This window comes from Nostoc sp. FACHB-152 (assembly GCF_014697475.1).
Classification (GTDB): Bacteria; Cyanobacteriota; Cyanobacteriia; order Cyanobacteriales; family Nostocaceae; genus Nostoc_B.
Genome location: NZ_JACJRV010000114.1, coordinates 1 through 15,861 on the forward strand (window position 1 = coordinate 1; position 15,861 = coordinate 15,861).

18 protein-coding genes and 1 pseudogene are annotated in these 15,861 nt (G+C 39.6%); 16 read left to right on the forward strand and 3 right to left on the reverse strand.

Features of this window, described 5'->3' with window-relative positions:
• Positions 1-106 precede the first annotated feature (106 nt).
• The 6 genes from H6G76_RS33615 (at position 107) to H6G76_RS37495 (ending at position 4,964) form a co-directional block, all read left to right on the forward strand.
• Entirely contained in the window at positions 107-745 is a 639-nt protein-coding gene (locus H6G76_RS33615; protein ID WP_313934878.1) for an RNA-guided endonuclease TnpB family protein, read from the forward strand.
• A gap of 112 nt (positions 746-857) precedes the next feature.
• On the forward strand, positions 858-1,700 hold the full coding sequence (locus H6G76_RS33620) for a hypothetical protein (protein WP_190710505.1): 843 nt from the start codon (positions 858-860) through the stop codon (positions 1,698-1,700).
• Between the two features lie 359 nt (positions 1,701-2,059).
• Entirely contained in the window at positions 2,060-2,515 is a 456-nt protein-coding gene (locus H6G76_RS33625) for a hypothetical protein (RefSeq protein WP_190710506.1), read from the forward strand.
• Between the two features lie 2 nt (positions 2,516-2,517).
• Positions 2,518-3,201 carry a hypothetical protein gene (locus tag H6G76_RS33630; protein ID WP_242056637.1) on the forward strand — a complete coding sequence of 228 codons (684 nt, stop codon included), beginning with the start codon at positions 2,518-2,520 and terminating at the stop codon, positions 3,199-3,201.
• Positions 3,202-3,409: 208 nt separating this feature from the next.
• Positions 3,410-4,690 carry an RNA-guided endonuclease IscB gene (gene iscB, locus H6G76_RS33635; RefSeq protein ID WP_190710508.1) on the forward strand — a complete coding sequence of 427 codons (1,281 nt, stop codon included), beginning with the start codon at positions 3,410-3,412 and terminating at the stop codon, positions 4,688-4,690.
• Positions 4,677-4,964 (forward strand): hypothetical protein, encoded by a 288-nt coding sequence (locus tag H6G76_RS37495; RefSeq protein ID WP_242056638.1) that lies wholly within the window; start codon positions 4,677-4,679, stop codon positions 4,962-4,964. Before iscB ends, H6G76_RS37495 begins: the two co-directional genes overlap by 14 nt.
• Positions 4,965-5,111: 147 nt before the next feature.
• Here H6G76_RS37495 and H6G76_RS33645 read toward each other — a convergent pair.
• From H6G76_RS33645 to H6G76_RS33655, 3 genes and pseudogenes are all read right to left on the reverse strand, one after another.
• A pseudogene (locus H6G76_RS33645) lies at positions 5,112-6,167 on the reverse strand (transposase); the annotation flags it as partial.
• 433 nt (positions 6,168-6,600) lie between these two features.
• Positions 6,601-6,984 (reverse strand): nuclear transport factor 2 family protein, encoded by a 384-nt coding sequence (locus H6G76_RS33650; RefSeq protein WP_190710512.1) that lies wholly within the window; start codon positions 6,982-6,984, stop codon positions 6,601-6,603.
• A gap of 232 nt (positions 6,985-7,216) precedes the next feature.
• A complete protein-coding gene (locus H6G76_RS33655) occupies positions 7,217-7,630 on the reverse strand; it encodes a hypothetical protein (protein WP_062296263.1) in 414 nt (137 codons plus the stop codon).
• Positions 7,631-7,665: 35 nt separating this feature from the next.
• Between H6G76_RS33655 and H6G76_RS33660 the strand changes: the two genes are divergently transcribed.
• From H6G76_RS33660 to H6G76_RS33705, 10 genes are all read left to right on the forward strand, one after another.
• Positions 7,666-7,908: a hypothetical protein gene (locus H6G76_RS33660; protein ID WP_190710514.1), complete on the forward strand. Its 243-nt coding sequence runs from the start codon at positions 7,666-7,668 to the stop codon at positions 7,906-7,908.
• 63 nt (positions 7,909-7,971) lie between these two features.
• A complete protein-coding gene (locus H6G76_RS33665; protein WP_190710515.1) occupies positions 7,972-9,162 on the forward strand; it encodes a bifunctional 5,10-methylenetetrahydrofolate dehydrogenase/5,10-methenyltetrahydrofolate cyclohydrolase in 1,191 nt (396 codons plus the stop codon).
• Complete coding sequence (locus H6G76_RS33670) at positions 9,159-9,992, forward strand: glycosyltransferase family A protein (RefSeq protein WP_190710517.1); 834 nt, start codon at positions 9,159-9,161, stop codon at positions 9,990-9,992. The genes H6G76_RS33665 and H6G76_RS33670 overlap by 4 nt, the downstream gene beginning before the upstream one ends.
• Positions 9,993-10,086: 94 nt before the next feature.
• Positions 10,087-10,449: a hypothetical protein gene (locus H6G76_RS33675; RefSeq protein WP_242056640.1), complete on the forward strand. Its 363-nt coding sequence runs from the start codon at positions 10,087-10,089 to the stop codon at positions 10,447-10,449.
• Positions 10,450-10,553: 104 nt separating this feature from the next.
• Positions 10,554-12,941 (forward strand): DEAD/DEAH box helicase, encoded by a 2,388-nt coding sequence (locus H6G76_RS33680; protein WP_242056641.1) that lies wholly within the window; start codon positions 10,554-10,556, stop codon positions 12,939-12,941.
• 100 nt (positions 12,942-13,041) lie between these two features.
• Entirely contained in the window at positions 13,042-13,788 is a 747-nt protein-coding gene (locus tag H6G76_RS33685; RefSeq protein ID WP_190710519.1) for a hypothetical protein, read from the forward strand.
• Positions 13,789-13,816: 28 nt separating this feature from the next.
• Positions 13,817-14,041: a hypothetical protein gene (locus tag H6G76_RS33690; RefSeq protein WP_190710521.1), complete on the forward strand. Its 225-nt coding sequence runs from the start codon at positions 13,817-13,819 to the stop codon at positions 14,039-14,041.
• 67 nt (positions 14,042-14,108) lie between these two features.
• On the forward strand, positions 14,109-15,101 hold the full coding sequence (locus tag H6G76_RS33695; RefSeq protein ID WP_190710523.1) for a bifunctional DNA primase/polymerase: 993 nt from the start codon (positions 14,109-14,111) through the stop codon (positions 15,099-15,101).
• A gap of 2 nt (positions 15,102-15,103) precedes the next feature.
• Positions 15,104-15,586, forward strand: coding sequence for a hypothetical protein (locus H6G76_RS33700; RefSeq protein ID WP_190710525.1), 483 nt, complete (start codon positions 15,104-15,106; stop codon positions 15,584-15,586).
• Positions 15,587-15,591: 5 nt separating this feature from the next.
• Entirely contained in the window at positions 15,592-15,813 is a 222-nt protein-coding gene (locus H6G76_RS33705; RefSeq protein ID WP_190710527.1) for a hypothetical protein, read from the forward strand.
• Positions 15,814-15,861 lie beyond the last annotated feature (48 nt).

Genomic DNA, 15,861 nt, shown 5'->3' on the forward strand with positions numbered 1-15,861 from the left:
TTAAAAGGATAGGGATTCATCGCATCTTTGAGTTGCTCACAGTATAAGTTCACCCTATCATTGCTGTGTCTATTTTTGGATCTTATTTAATTCTCAATCCTTAGGCATAAAATCTTATCTCGTTACTAGTGATGGGGAAGTTGTAGAAAATCCAAAATATTACAGAACTCAAACTCGTAAGTTAGGCAAGGCACATAAGAAACTATCCCGCAGTGTAAAAGGTAGTAGTAATCGAGTCAAAGCGAAAATCAAGCTGGCTCGTACCTATGAACGAATTACCAATCTGAGAGATGACTTTCTGCACAAACTTTCGACTCGCTTAATCAAGGAAAACAGCATTATCTTTATTGAAGATTTGCGAGTTGCCAACATGGTTAAAAATCACAAATTAGCCATGAGTATTTCTGATGCTAGTTGGTCTAAGTTCGTTGCTATGCTTGAATATAAAGCTAAGTGGCATGACAGAATTGTGCAGAAAGTTAGTACATTTTACCCTTCATCTCAGACTTGTAATCATTGTGGTTTCATTAACCCATTGGTTAAAGATTTAAAGTTGCGTGAATGGTCTTGCCCTAGTTGTAATAATTACAATTTGAGAGATACAAACGCAGCATTAAATATTTTGGCTGAAGGATTAAGAATTTTGACAGCAGCCGTCGGTGCGCCGGATGCTTTAAACGCCTGTGGAGAACTTGTAAGTCCTGGATTACTCCAGGCAGAGATCGTTGAAGCAGGAATCGCATGACTAGAAGTCACGCGAGGTTCAAGGTTCAACTTTTATCCAAGAAGGACTAGGCGGTGGGATGTTAGTCAGCCTTTAAATATATAACCCAGCAGTAATGGCACCAAAATGATTTATGGAGACTACAAAACGAGTAATTAATATAAGTGAAAAATTCGGTAGCTGGATTGTACTAAATAAACAAGGAAAGCAAGTATTATGCCAGTGTGATTGTGGAACCCAAAAACTTGTCTACAGTCACACCCTCACTAATGGTCGATCAACTAACTGTGGTTGTAAAAAAAGAAAAGAATCCATCCTAGTTGGGGCAAACTTTGGGAGACTAAAAGTTATATCCGATGTAGAAGTTAAGGGGAAAAGGGGTGAATTACTACTCCTTACCCTATGCAGCTGCGGAACCCAAAAGTATATCAGTAAAAATAGCTTAAAAAGAGGGCTTACACAAAGCTGCGGATGCTTGCAGCGCGAAACCCTCAAGAGCGATAAAACTGTCCACGGCCACTGCAAAAGCCACGAGTATAACTCCTGGTTACACATCAAGCGCATCTGCTATAACAAAAACCACCATCAGTACAAGTATCATGGCGGGTGCGGAATTGAAGTCGATGCATCCTGGCGCGATAACTTTACCCAGTTCTTAAAAGATATGGGAGTAGCACCCGAAGGAACAGTCATAGCACGTATTGACCTAGAGAGTGACTTTGCTCCCGGAAATTGTCAATGGATACCCAGAAAAGAGCATTACCGTCAAATACATTTTTTAAGAAGAAAAGAATTCTTCATTTCTCAAACTTTACCCAAACCAGTTGTTACAAATTATAAGATTAATGTTTCACCAAATATTATTCGCGCAATCGTCAAAGCTCATGCAAATGGTGAAGCCAATATGAATAAACTTGCTACACAATATCAAATTAGCACTCAAGACGCAATAAATATTATCCTTTACCACGCTTAAATCATAAATTTATTTTTAATAAAAGTGCGTCATAAATTATAATGGCGCACTTTTTATTTTCAATTGATCATTGAATATTTTAAATAAAAATTAATCTGTTCATAAATTAATCACCACAGTTATTACACACCTTGTAAAGGTAGTTATTAGGAGTAATTCAGCAATCAATAAAATCCAAAGTATTTTACCTGAGCATGAAGTTGACTGCACATGGCTAATAATAGCGATTTTTAACTAAGTGTTCATACAAATACGAAATCATTCTCTAGCTAGAAAACAGAGCTAAATTTTCTACCACAGACGAAATTATCAACTAGCTAGGCAAGCAAAACCTCAAGTCAAAATCATAAAAGTTGTACATGATAATACACAACGGCTCTTACATCTGGTTTCACGCAGGACAAACTGCAAGATGGGGAACTATAAATGCGATTAAAGCATTGCCATACCTAATGATTGCATACCAAATCGACGGACAGTGGTACAGTGACCCCAATTTTTTATCACCCAAAAATCTAGAAGTAAAACCAACAATCCCTATAAGTTCAGCAATTATTCACATACCAAAAACAACAGTTGAGCTACAACCAATTGTTCAATTATGTGCGGGATTTAGGAACAAAAAAATTCACAGTCTTTGGGTGGTTAATGCTCCAGAGCAGGTATTGAAACATATCTTAGAGTGCAAGCAATGGGACAGTATATCACTCAAGCAACTACTAGCAACTTTGCACGAATTAATTCTTTATGGCTACGAAGTCAAAATACTTCCCGCCAAAAAGGAAACCATATCCCCAATCGAATGGATGGAATAGTAATGACTAATAGCAACCAACAACTCACACTTTACTATCCTTGTATAGTCCAAATTTTAGATCGGTTTGTACAAACAATATCAGTTGAGTTTTGGATACAGAATCCAATAAACGACAAATGGAATTTGGTAGTCTTGAAAGATGGTGATAGCAGCAGCATATCGGGTTATACATATGCGACAGCACCACGTAAAATGGCATACCTCAACGAAGAATATCTATCAATAGAAGCCTTTTTGCAAGCCAAAAAAGAAGAAGGTGTAGACTATCCCATTCGACATAAAAGAACTTATCTGACAGTTAAGGGTGCTGCATCTCACAAACTATTCTGGACATGGACAAATCCTCAGACCAATAAAATTGAACGCATCCACTGGCATCCTTTAGCTATAAAAGTAAAGGCAAGTGAAGATGACCGAACTGACTACTCAAATATAACTCCAGTCAAGATTGTAAATGGAAAATTAATTACACTTGAAAAGGACAATTTACCATCAAATAGAGCAGCTTTTTCAGAGTTTATTGCAGACAGAGAAGAAAACCTCCGCCTTGCACTTGAAGCCATGAAATCACCCAATCCTGATGCCGCACTCGAACTACTGGCCATCATGGAAGAAATATCCAAAGACTGCTTCTACGCCAGTTGGATTGTCAATGACCCGCCGCTAAATCTTTGTAGATTCTAGCGGGGGCTTGGAAACAAGCCTACATTGACCAGCCCACCCACGGGTAAACGATATCAAGGTCACGACACCCCAGGATGCGTGCCAGTTCTGGGCAACTGTCGCTCAAAATTAAACAGTAAGGACGGGAACCAAGCAGTGTTTTGAGCCGAACAAGCCATGATATCCGGGCGAGGCAAACTTTACTACCGCAAGGTAAGAGGCAACAGTAATGTACGTTTTCGTTTTAGATAAAAACAAGCAACCACTCGACCCATGTCATCCAGCACGGGTAAGAGAGTTATTAAAGCAGGGGAGGGCTGCGGTCTACAAACGCTATCCGTTTACCATTCTTATCAAGGACAGAAAATTAGAACATTCAGTTACACACCCACATCGGGTAAAAATTGACCCAGGCAGCAAAGTCACGGGAATGACTGTACTGCAAGAAAATACTGCTAGATGTGTGTTTGCTTGTGAGATCACCCATCGTGGGTTTCAAATCAGGCAATCACTTCTATCAAGAAGGCAGTTAAGACGTTCAAGGCGATCGCGTAAAAGACGTTATCGCAAAGCGCGATTTCTCAATAGAACTCGCCGTGAAGGTTGGCTACCACCGTCACTAGAATCTCGGATTGATAATATTTTGACTTGGGTGAATAGGTTGCGTCGTGTTTGTTCGATAACGGCTATTTCTCAAGAGTTGGTTAAATTTGACTTACAAAAGTTAGACCAACCAGAAATCCAAGGTGTAGATTATCAACGTGGTGAGTTATTCGGTTTTGAAGTTAAACAATATCTGTTAGTCAAGTGGCAACATCAGTGTGCATACTGTGGTGTTAAAGATGTACCATTACAAATCGAACATATTGTTGCTAAATCCTGCGGTGGAACTAATCGCGTTAGCAATCTGACACTAGCTTGCCAAAAATGCAATCAAGCTAAAGGTAATCAACCAATTGCCAAGTTTCTCAAAAAAAAACCTGATTTGCTAAGTCGTATTTTAGCTCAAGCTAAAATACCTTTAGTTGATGCTACTGCGGTCAATGCAACTCGTTGGGAATTGTACCGTAGATTACAACAGATTGAACTACCAGTAGAAGTAGGTAGTGGTGGAAGAACTAAGTGGAATCGGGTCAATAGAGGAATTAATAAGTCTCACTGGACTGATTCTCTGTGTGTGGGAGCGACTACGCCAGAGAAACTAATTATCAAAAATATCAAACCTTTGTTGATTAGTGCCAAAGGTCACGGAACTCGTCAACGCTGTCGCCCAAATAAGTTTGGCTTTCCTAAAGCTCATGCACCTTCAGCTAAATACTTTCAAGGTTTTACCACTGGTGATATTGTTAAAGCTCATATCCCTACTGGTAAATTCGTTGGAAGATATACAGGCAGAATTGCTATTAGGTTTCGTCCTAGCTTTGTTCTACACACTTTGGATAAAAAGTTTGATGTTCATCCTAAATACCTGAAAACCATACACAAAGCTGACGGTTATGAATACAAATAATAATGTCCATCAGGACAATTCTTATGTTGGCAGAAATTTCCCTCCCGCTAAACGAACTCGTTATAGCGGGAGTCCCCTTTCCGCATCTGAGATGGGCAATGGATACAATTTAGAATCAATTCTTAAATCCTGGAATGGCACTAGTAACGTCAGCTACGGTAGTGGGGAAATCACACATCAACAATTAGCACTAATGCGCGTTCTTTGTGAATTATCTCAAGGTTGGTGGTTTTGGGATGAAGATAACGATACTGGGGTAATTTTCCAAAGTTAAACTTACAGGAAAATCGCCTGATTATTTGGGCTGGGAGTCTTGCGATCGCTGTACACGATCGGGAATGTGCTTGCGATTAACAATAGCTCAAATCTTGCACCTGGAAATATGAATGTCAAAACCACAACTACGTGCAAGGTGAGCAAAGCGTTCAATATTAAGTAAAAGTAGATACACTACTATTTTAGGGAAAATAGATTCAAGGGCTATTTGTGCGGCTTGACCCCAATCAGGTGGCGATGCAGACTTTATATGGAGATAAGTCCAATGGGCAATGAGGTAAGCAGTCAGCGAAAGGATAAGCCAGCGATACATACCCAACAGAGTTCCTTGTCCAAAACGGTGCAAGCCAAAACGATGCTTTGCAGTTTTAAACCATCCCTCAATCTGCCACCGACGTTTACCCCACCATTTGAGGGTAGAAGCCTTGATAGGTCGAGTAGACAATACAAAGCGTTTTTCTAGCTTGCCATTATCACGCTTCAAGTAATACCAAGAAACAGTAACAGGGAAATTTAAACCAAACAGATAAACCTGTTGCCCCTGCTGATGTAAACGTCTTAAAAATCTGCCATCGGCTAACTTACGACTAATAGATACGCCTGTAACAGCATGATATTTAAGCTGACGTACACCTTCAAGGAACTCGACACTGCCAAAAGCGGTATCAGCTAAAATAATAGTCTGGAAATGCTTAGTTAAAGATTGCGGTAAACGTTTAACTAGTTTCAATCCAAGCTGCGCTGGAGACGGTGTTCCCTTACCTCTCCAAACTCTAAAATTCCAAGGGATACGGCATCTTCCAATTACTAAATAAACTACGACCAGATGTAGACCACGTTTACCATTGTAAACTCTAATTAAATCACTAAACTCCTGGAATTTGCCGCGTTTCTCTAAAGTAGTTAAGTCAATTATTACTTGTATAAATGGCTTTCTTCCTTTGCCAGATGATGCTAATACCTTGAAAACTGTTTGTAATGCAGTGGAGCGAATTACACGAATCATCTCCCTAGTTGACCAAGGATTGATATTTAGAAATCGGCTGATTGCACTTGGGGATTTTGTTTGACTGTGTTCGGGTAATGGGTGTCCTTGTGCCTCTAAAAATAATGCCAGCATAGCCTCTAGGTTATCTTTCTGATACTGCGTCGGCATCAACGCTTTCAGGCTGTAAACTAATTCTTGGGCGTGGGCAAGCATTTTTCTTGCTTTATAACAACTCAATATTTCACGCCTTTTCTCTCATGTTTTGAAAGACAGATGCAATTATCTCTATATCTTTTGCCAAACAGTCTTTGCATTCAGTCATCTCGTATCCTCTGCATTAATCACTATATCTAAGTAGTTTTTGTTTCAAAAACTACTTAGATGCTTCTATTGTTCTGTTGTTACAGTTGAACCCTAGCTTATCTGACCTATACGGGTGACTACGGTTGGTGCAAGAAATGAGATAGCGCATTTTTTATACTCGATATACAGAAGGTTATGCTTCAATTGGTACAGGTTTCTCCGTGGCGATCGCTTGGGTTAAAAGCGGCTCATCAAATCTAAGCGCGTAACCTTCTGTAAGGATGCTTACTTCACCCCGGATACAGAAGAAGGCCGCCTTAGCCTGTTCGCTCTTTGCGCGTAGTTAGGCGTTTGGGGTGGGCGATGGAAGTCGATCCACTTCCATCGCTTGAATCAAGCCGTGTTCAAGGGTGAATCGATGACCCACGTGCTCATCGGCAATAACAGATCCAGCTAAGTCACGCACGACCTGATGCACATCGACCAAAATGCGCCCGCCCTCCTCCAAGTAAAAAGTTTGCGGGTCGACGTGCCCATCGATCTCGCTCCATTGCTCCGTCCAGTAAGCGCGAACTTCTTCAGTCCCACGGACAAAACCGCCTTTGAACGCTCTCGGCCAAACCACATCCGGAGTCATGAGAGCAAGGGCAGCGTCAATGTCTCGCGCGTTGAAGGCTGCATACGCCGCACGGAGCAGCTCGATTTCTGGTGCGCTTTGATCTGACATTTATTGGTATGGTGAAGCAGATGCAGTAAGGACTAATTTAATAATTTATTGTACAGAGTTTAGCTGAAGCTTTTTTTATCGACACTACCATGCCTGATGTCAGGTTTATTTCGAGGATTTCCCGTTCTTAATTCTTCTATTGTAAGGAAGGTTGTTTTATACCCACATTCAACACTTCAAAATGTATTATCTATATTTTCAATAAAAATTCCTAATAATGTTCAGGTTATACTTACAACTCCATATCGCAATTCCGAGTTGGAGAAAATTGATATTGCCTTTGCCTTGCAGCCGCTATTTCAAAAGAGGTATCAAATTCCGTAACCTTTGTTCCAAGTTTTAATTCCTCGTATAAAGGCACACCATCACCGTCATTATCACTAAGAAGGATCTTGGTCATGATATGAGCCGGGGCAACTTGCGCGAGGCGATTTACTACATTAGCAACAAACTCGTTAGATGCTTCGCAGCCATTAAGGTATCTAATCAAAGCATCAGCAGTAGCCTCAGTCATCTTAGCTGGGTTTTTTACCCCCGCTTCCAGAATAAAGTCATCGTAAATAGCTTTCTCGCTATCAGTAAAATTTTCCTTGCAAGCTTGTTGGATAATTAATTCAGCCTGCTGTTGTTGATTTAAAATTGTCATAGTGGTTTTTAGATATTGTTAAAAAAGTAACAGATATGACACATTATGTTTGCGATTTATATGGCCATACAAACTGGAATCTTCCAATAGAAGAAGTCACTGCTAGAACATTCAATACAGAACAAGAAGCAGAACAATGGTTCAAAGATAAGTGTTCTGGTAACAGTATTGAATTTAGTGGCTTCCATGACACTGAACGCTACGTCACCAACTGGGTTTCCTGCAACGGTAAAGAAGTTGGTGAAATCACTAAACGCCCTAGTTCCAATGAATTCTAATTAGGAATTCAGAAAATTGTTTGTACCAGACAATTTTCTCCATCAAATTTAACTCCATATTAAATGACACTCATAGACGGACAATTAATACGAGAACACGTAAAGCAAGAATGTCAAAAATACAAATCCATTTTTCAAGCATCTCAAAAAGAAGTAGCAATCATCAGATTTGAGGCTTCAGAAAATACCAGCAACGGACTAAGAGCTAGATATGAAGCAGCCAGAATCTCAGCAGAACAAAAAGTAGCAACGTTCAACGCTATTGGCATTACTCCCAATTATATTGTGCTGTCACCCAATATTGCAGTAGAGCAATTTGACAACATTATCCAATCCATTAATGAAAATAGTAAGGTGACTGCTGCTATTGTTCAATACCCAATTCCAGCTAAGTTTACAAGTTCAATTGGGCTATTAGAACCACAAAAAGATATAGATATCGTCCGCAGACAAAGTAACAATTTCTTTGAAAGTTGTGCTACTGCTGAAGGAATCGCCAGAATTGTTGAGTCCTATGCACAAAGAGATTCCAATGTTGCAGTTGTAGGCGGAGGTGGCTTTGTGGGCAGTGGTGTCATCAAATATTTAGAAGCAAGTAGAATCAGCTGTTTCTCTTTGGAAGACGGCGATAACTTGATTAGAACTCAAGCAGCTGACATTGTGGTATCTGTCACCGGAAGACAAGGAATTTTCACTCCTTATGTACTCCCGTCTCATCGCTTGATTGTCGATGGTGGCTTTACACCTACTGCTTCTGGTGCTGCTGGCGATGTAGATCGCAGTGCTTACAGCATCCCCCAGAACATTACGCCCGTCCCTGGAGGTGTTGGGCCGATAGAAATGGCAATTTTAGCAGAACGTTTGGTAAAAATGGATTTGGGCGTAGAACTTGGGAAATGGAACTACCAGCAATTACAGCAAGAACAAATGCAACGTGCTACTATAATAGCCCCCATAGCTAGAGTGTTCTTCGCACAACAAACAACTGCCTACCCTCAATCCATTCGCACAGAGAGAGAAAACCTATTTGTCTTGGAAGGCAGTAACTACCAGATCCGCTTCAATAGCACCACGCAAAGTTTGATTGTTGCCAGAACCAATGAAAAGCTAACGTTAATTCGGCTATCTCTTGCAAGTAATCAAATTGAAACCGCTAGAGGTATAACAAACGAGGACGTAACAAGATGGCAACAAATTCAAGCTGCGATCGATTCAACAACAACGCAATCAAATGATAGAGGTATGGAGCTTTGAAATTATCAATCATCACTGCAACATACAATAGACCTATGCAGCTTGCATCTACTGCGCTGCCAAGCATTCAAAGTCAAACTGACCGCAATTTTGAATGGATTGTCATCAATGATGGCGCTAATCCTGACACCAGAGATATTATCACCAGCATTAGGGCAAAAGCTGATTTCCCTATCATCTACATTGAAATGGAACACCCTGACCCTTACAGTGGCTTTGGCTTGTGCTACGCCCGTAACCTGGGACTAGATGCAGCTGGTGGTGACATTGTTTCATACTTGGACGATGACAATAGCATTGCTCCTGAATTTGTTGCCTCAATGCGGCAGTACTTTAAACAACATTCCAATATTCGATATAGCATGGCAAGACAGCAGCGCCGCCGCGATGTCATCCGCAATGGTAGTGTTGTTCGCCAAGGAAAGCCGTTTCTTTCTCCTAGCAATTGCTGCTCCCTACAGCAGCTTCTATGGCAACAAGAGATATTCGACAGCAATGGTTTCGTCCACTACCGAAGCAATGCCCCTAGATGGAACCCCTTGTTTCAAGTATTCGCAGACTACGAGTATTTGCTGCAATCTGCCTGCATCTGGGGTGAAAGTGGCTTTGGTTTCAATGACAGCATTCTTATTAACTATATCCAGTCTTCTATTGGTATTATTGGTAGTTCTAATTACGAGCAATGGGCAACTGAGCTATCGCTAATTATCACTAATCAAGCTAACTATTCCATTCTTAAAGGCAGTATTGTTGAACGCTTAGAACAGCTTGTAGATAGTTATAGTACCAAAGCACAAATTTCATTAACGCCAAAAGCATTTACGTTCTGACAATATAAAGCAGAGCATCAATAATATAGCAACAACCAAAACCACTACTTTGGACTAACGCCTACCTGCTAAAACAGCAAGTAGGTAACTTTTTATGACCCAACCTGAATGGTTAGAAGCAAACAAGCAGGTTTATTCCAAAGAACATGGTGTTATCCATATCGCCGCCATCATTGAGAAAAACCTTTACTTTAAAAAGGGTAGTTTAAATCAAATTATTTTTGACTGGGAGCATGAAGTCAATAGCGGTAATTTATTACCTCTAAACCAAGCACCAACAGGTAAAAGCATTCTCTACCAAGAGATAGCTGCTATCCTTGATGGCTCAGGAAAACTACAAAGCTGCGAAGTAATTCCTGCTCAAGAAGCTAAACTTTATCCCATCCCAGATGATATTCACCCTCTAGTTAAACTGGCCCTAAGTAAGTCAGGAATCACCCCAATACTTTTCGGATAAGTGCCAAACACCACTTTGGCGGTTTGGGAAAAAGGTAAAGGGTAAGGGGCAAAGGCTACATTTCAACCTTTTACCTTTTACCTTTCCCCTTTAACCGAAAAGTATTGGGAATCACCCAACTATATTCTCATCAAGTAGAGGCATGGCAAGCTTACAAAAAAGGAGAAGATATAATTCTCCAAACTCCTACTAGCAGTGGTAAAAGTATCTCTTTTCTCATTCCAATTATTCATGAGTGTCTAAAGGGTAAATCAGCTTTAGTATTCTTTAACTTGAAAGCACTTGCATTTGACCAGGTAGAGAAAATACGTTCCTTTGTTAGCCACTTAGATGAAAATATTCGCCCCCAAATTCTCAATATTAATGGAGATATTCCTCCCCAAGAGCGCAAACAACTTTACAGCCATCAACCCTCAATTTTATGCGTGACTCCTGATGTATGGAACCACGAGCTAAACAACTACCAATTCGATTCAAACTGGGGATTTAGAGAAACAATCAGAAAACTTTCAATTATTGTCTGTGACGAAATGCACTTTTATCAAGGCATATTTGGTTCGCATTTTGCACTACTTAATCGGCGAACTCAACTTATGATAGAATCTGTCGGCAATGATATTTCAAAATTACAGTACATCTTCGCCTCTGCAACCATTAGTAACAGCAGCGAAATTGCCCAGAAGATATCTAATCGAAAAGAACAAAGTAACCTTGCTATTATTGACCAAAGTGGGGCAAAACGCTCGGAGATTACTTTTATTAGCCTCAAACCACGGAACAATACATTTTACCAAACTGCCCAAGTCGCAGCTATGCTTGTAAGTAAAGGCATAGTCGGGATTTGTTTCTGCGATAGTAGAGAACTGGTTAAGGTTTTAACTAATGCCATACGTAAAGCTTTAATCGAGATGCAACTGCCCCACCTGGGAGAAACTATCTCAGCATTTTATGGGAGCATGAAGGCAAATCAGCGTAACAAAATTATTGCAGATATACAAAGTGGGAAGGTCAAGTTCATTATATCTACAAGTGCTTTGGAGGCGGGTCTAGATATTGGGTGTATTGATGCAACTATCGTACATAGTTACCCCGGCTCAATTCTTGCCTTTCGTCAGAGGGCAGGACGTGCGGGGAGGCAGGAAGCAGGACTATTGGTGTTTATTCCGTCGAAAAGGTCGATTATGGATTCTTACTACGCCAATTACCCAGAACGCCTTTTATCTGATCCTCCAGAAATTATCAACTTTAACCACAATTATGAAACAACTTTGGAGCAGCATATTCTCGCTTGTTGCAAAGAAAGTAAACCGACACAAGCTCAAATTGCCCGACATTTTGGTAGTTCTGGTGATGCGATCGCCCGACAATTAATCGGTAATAATCAACTGATTTTCAGCTACAATCAAAGACTGACAACTAATCGAAATCTCGGTTATGTCCACTCAAAAATTAAAGTTAGAGGCAACACTAACCAAAACATCAGTTATATCAATCAAGATAGCGCAGAAGAGTTTGAGGAAAGTTCGGCATCTTCTGCACTAAGAGAAGTTTATCCTGGTGCAATATATCTTGCTCAAGATTTCGACGGCAACCCCGTACAGTATAAATCACAAGAGCTAAATTTGACTGAAGGGAAAGCCATTCTCAAGCCAATTGAAGCAACCAATTTATTTAGTCGTCCTGAAGGAAGCCTAAATTTCGAGGAAATTAAAATTGTAGGGGAAGCCAAAATTATCAATCTTCCCCAAGGGGCTGCTAGATTTACACATGTTTCAGCCAAAATCAAAGAAGAAATTTATGGCTACAACTTGTACAGGCTGGAACAAAAATGGACTTGCACTAATAACAGATGTCGCAATTTCAATTTGAATTTACCTGGACATTTACAAACTTGCCCTGCTTGTAAAACCCAACTGATTGAACGAGAATTTGTCGAACTATTGGAGGAAAACAAATACAAGGAATCACTTGCTCTTAACTACAATACATTCTGCGTTAGGGTTGAAATTAAGGCTGATGCAAGAAAATATTTTTCAATTTTGGTCAAAAATCACAGAAAAGAGATACTTAATAAACAGAAATATATTACCAATGAGGAGAAACAACTATTTGAAAGCAATGAAACCCAAATTTGCGTTCATACTCTCGCTCATCACCTTATACTCAGTTTACCACTTGTCGAACATGGAGCAAACAGTCGAGATATAGATTTCATGTTAGTAGAAGTGCCGTCTAATACTAAAATAGTTGGCTATTTCTTTGATACTTGTGAACATGGTACAGGTATGTGCGATACCCTTATCAAGTATTTAGAGACTGCCTTTATTAAGGCAAAGTTTCTAGTGGATAATTGTCCTTGTAAATACGGCTGCTCTTCTTGTACAACAATTCAACGCTGCCCTGATGATAACGAAGCACTGTTTAAATCAGTTGGGTTATCTCTACTAAAAGAAATAATCAATCTAACAGAGACAATAACTATTAATCAATAGTTAACATAATCCTATCCAGCTTGGGTAGGATTATTTTTTTAGTAATTCAACCACATACATCGCTTACGCACAAGATTGATGAAAGTTTTGAGAATAAGCGATGTACGTCGAACTATTAGCTGATTCACATCCAAACCCTAAAAAATTTCAAATTATTCACGCACCATCGTATTTACTTATAGAAACAAATTTTAAAATAGGAGATTTTGTCGAGTCTAACAATATTGATTTTATTATCAATCATGCTGTTAATCTAGGGTATCAGGTGAAAATATCCCATCCTGAAATCCAACAATATAATAAATATCCTCTTCCCAAAATCAGTGATGAACTAGCCGATTTGATAATTAATTATCCATCAGACTTAAAACTGCGAACTAATGGGATGGTTTTTGAACAAATGGCATATTTAATGTCTAAGGTTTACGATGAAGTGTGCCAAAATCTTGAATCAAAAGCTCTTTTAATAGAAGCAGAGTATTGGCTGATAAATTACGCACGAGAAGTAATTGCCAAACAATGTCATTACTTACCAGATATATTAATTAAATTAGATAACCCAACTGTGAGAGCAATGGCAATAGATACACTCATGCTCTGGCAACCAGATTGGAACAAGGCTATCTCTCAATATAGAGGAAGTAGATTTGAGGCTGGCAATAATGAGTTTGAGGTTATCAGCTACTATCACAATCAAAAAAAGAAGGGTAGGGAGGGGATAATGGTACTGTGCAAGGTAACAAAAACCATGAATAACTATCTTGAATTTCCTACCTTTCCTTGCAATGCAAACTGTACTCTTGGGACTTATCAAGTCGAAAATGCACTTAACCAGAGGTTAGCTTGAAACATAATCGCCATCTGAAATATTAATCATGGACGAGCAACAAATCAACTATTTCATAACAGGTATTTGTACGTTTCACTGGAATGCTGATTTTCATAAATTCTGTCAAGTTTGCAACTTTGACCCTAACCACATCTATTCAAAAGAGAAATGGCAGCAGTGGCAACAATTTGTATACGGGATCAAAGCGTTTGACCAAAATACACTTGTTAAGCTAGTTGAAGCAGGTCATCAATTAGCACCACAGTCATAATCTCAAACTACTACAGTCACTAACGCATCGGTGCATGAATTATAGAAATAATTAGCCACATGAATTCATGCACGCCCAAATCCGTCATTTGGTATCTTCGCTTGACAACCTACCCGAAGAATGGCGAATCGTTCCTACCTTTGGTAAACGTCCTTTAGGGAAAGAATGGGAAAAAAATACTTACTCTCCCAAAGAACTACAAACTGAACTTATCCGCCGCCGATTAAAATTTTGGACAAATAATAGATTTATCACACCCACTGGTGTAGCCTTGGTTTGCGGTTTCAATCATCCTCAAGGGTACTTAGTAGCTATTGACTGCGATGGGGAAACATCCTGGCGACAAATCATCCAAATTAACGAACACCTAGAACCAAAAGAACTTAACCAGCTAACACCCATCAGCGAAACTCCTATGGAGTCGTTACACGATCGCGCTCAAAAATATCTCCCTCCCACAATTGCATTTACCTCTGGGAGGAAATATCGCAGCCAACGCTTATACCTCATCCCAAATTCAAAAGCTTGGGATGTTAAATCTCGCAAAATCAAAACTGGGAAGGAGGAACACCTAGAATTTCGAGGCAAAAACCTAGCTTCAATCCTCCCCCCGTCCTTTCACCCAGAAGGTAGAAATTATAGATGGCTTCCCGGCTGTAGTCCATCTGAACGCCAAATAGAAATAGCTCCCGATTGGGTAATTGGCCAAATGCTTGCCAAACAGGAGAAAACAAGAAAGTTTAACCTACCCAAAGAAAAATCTAACCGCAGATATGGGGTAGACAGGTATGCTCATTTAATTCCCTCAATAGAAACCAATATCCAGACTGCACTTGTACTACTCGAAGTCATCCACCCTCGATTTGCAGATGATTACCATTCGTGGATTCAAGTCGGGATGGCACTCAAGAGTGTTAGTCCCATTTTATTTAAAGCATGGGACACCTGGAGCCAACTTTCTCCTAAGTACAAACCAGGCGAATGCGCCTACAAATGGCAGTCTTTTAACAAGACAGGTATCACTATCCGCACCTTATTTAGATTAGCTAATCTCTCTTAATCATGAGTAATCAAACATCACCTGACGAGAATGTAACTGGCTTTGAAGATAGCTATAGCAGTAAAGATTTTAATCCTGATATTCAGAACAGTCTAAATTTAGAAGAAACATTAGATGAATCAGTAAATACTGAAGTTAAAAGTCAAGATTCATCTAGCGATATAACTTTAACCAAAACCGCCATAATAACAATTCAGTTAACACCAAATTCAGAAAAAGCAATTGTCACAATTGGAATTCAAGGCGCACCTCCAATCATAAAAATAATCCACTTAACAGACATAACATCTCAGCCTATCATAAATAACTGGCTACAGGATTTAGAAAAATCTATCCCAGAAATGTTAAATATCTGCAAACAAAGGATGGAAAAGCAGACTACAGAGCAGAATCTACAGGAACAATCCAGACAAGTACAAAAGCGTAACCTACCTGAAGATAAAGATAAAAAACCTGCGCCTAATAACCAACTGTCACTATTTTAATTACCATGAAGTACATTGCTATTATCGAAGGGCAAGAAATTCCTCTTGATGAGGCGATCGCCCAGGATGACAATACCCTCAAAACAGCCATTAGCGTCTACTTTCCAGAATATGCTAATGCCGAAATTGAACGACAAACAACTGATGATACAGTTTTAATTCGTTTAGTAAAAAGGCTCTCCCAGACTAGATATGATAAATTAGTAGCAGAAATACCAATTGAGTAGAATTCTTCTTCTAAAATTATCAAAGTTAGTTAAACCATAAGCTCTTCT

Excerpts from the sequence above, each read along its gene's own strand:
- H6G76_RS37495 (WP_242056638.1), top strand. The coding sequence starts at position 4,677 with ATGAATACAAATAATAATGTCCATCAGGACAATTCTTATGTTGGCAGA.
- H6G76_RS33625 (WP_190710506.1), top strand. The coding sequence starts at position 2,060 with ATGATAATACACAACGGCTCTTACATCTGGTTTCACGCAGGACAAACT.
- H6G76_RS33675 (WP_242056640.1), top strand. The coding sequence starts at position 10,087 with ATGACCCAACCTGAATGGTTAGAAGCAAACAAGCAGGTTTATTCCAAA.
- H6G76_RS33630 (WP_242056637.1), top strand. The coding sequence starts at position 2,518 with ATGACTAATAGCAACCAACAACTCACACTTTACTATCCTTGTATAGTC.
- iscB (WP_190710508.1), top strand. The coding sequence starts at position 3,410 with ATGTACGTTTTCGTTTTAGATAAAAACAAGCAACCACTCGACCCATGT.
- H6G76_RS33620 (WP_190710505.1), top strand. The coding sequence starts at position 858 with ATGGAGACTACAAAACGAGTAATTAATATAAGTGAAAAATTCGGTAGC.
- H6G76_RS33660 (WP_190710514.1), top strand. The coding sequence starts at position 7,666 with ATGACACATTATGTTTGCGATTTATATGGCCATACAAACTGGAATCTT.
- H6G76_RS33685 (WP_190710519.1), top strand. The coding sequence starts at position 13,042 with ATGTACGTCGAACTATTAGCTGATTCACATCCAAACCCTAAAAAATTT.
- H6G76_RS33695 (WP_190710523.1), top strand. The coding sequence starts at position 14,109 with ATGCACGCCCAAATCCGTCATTTGGTATCTTCGCTTGACAACCTACCC.
- H6G76_RS33690 (WP_190710521.1), top strand. The coding sequence starts at position 13,817 with ATGGACGAGCAACAAATCAACTATTTCATAACAGGTATTTGTACGTTT.
- H6G76_RS33665 (WP_190710515.1), top strand. The coding sequence starts at position 7,972 with ATGACACTCATAGACGGACAATTAATACGAGAACACGTAAAGCAAGAA.
- H6G76_RS33650 (WP_190710512.1), bottom strand. The coding sequence starts at position 6,984 with ATGTCAGATCAAAGCGCACCAGAAATCGAGCTGCTCCGTGCGGCGTAT.
- H6G76_RS33700 (WP_190710525.1), top strand. The coding sequence starts at position 15,104 with ATGAGTAATCAAACATCACCTGACGAGAATGTAACTGGCTTTGAAGAT.
- H6G76_RS33655 (WP_062296263.1), bottom strand. The coding sequence starts at position 7,630 with ATGACAATTTTAAATCAACAACAGCAGGCTGAATTAATTATCCAACAA.
- H6G76_RS33705 (WP_190710527.1), top strand. The coding sequence starts at position 15,592 with ATGAAGTACATTGCTATTATCGAAGGGCAAGAAATTCCTCTTGATGAG.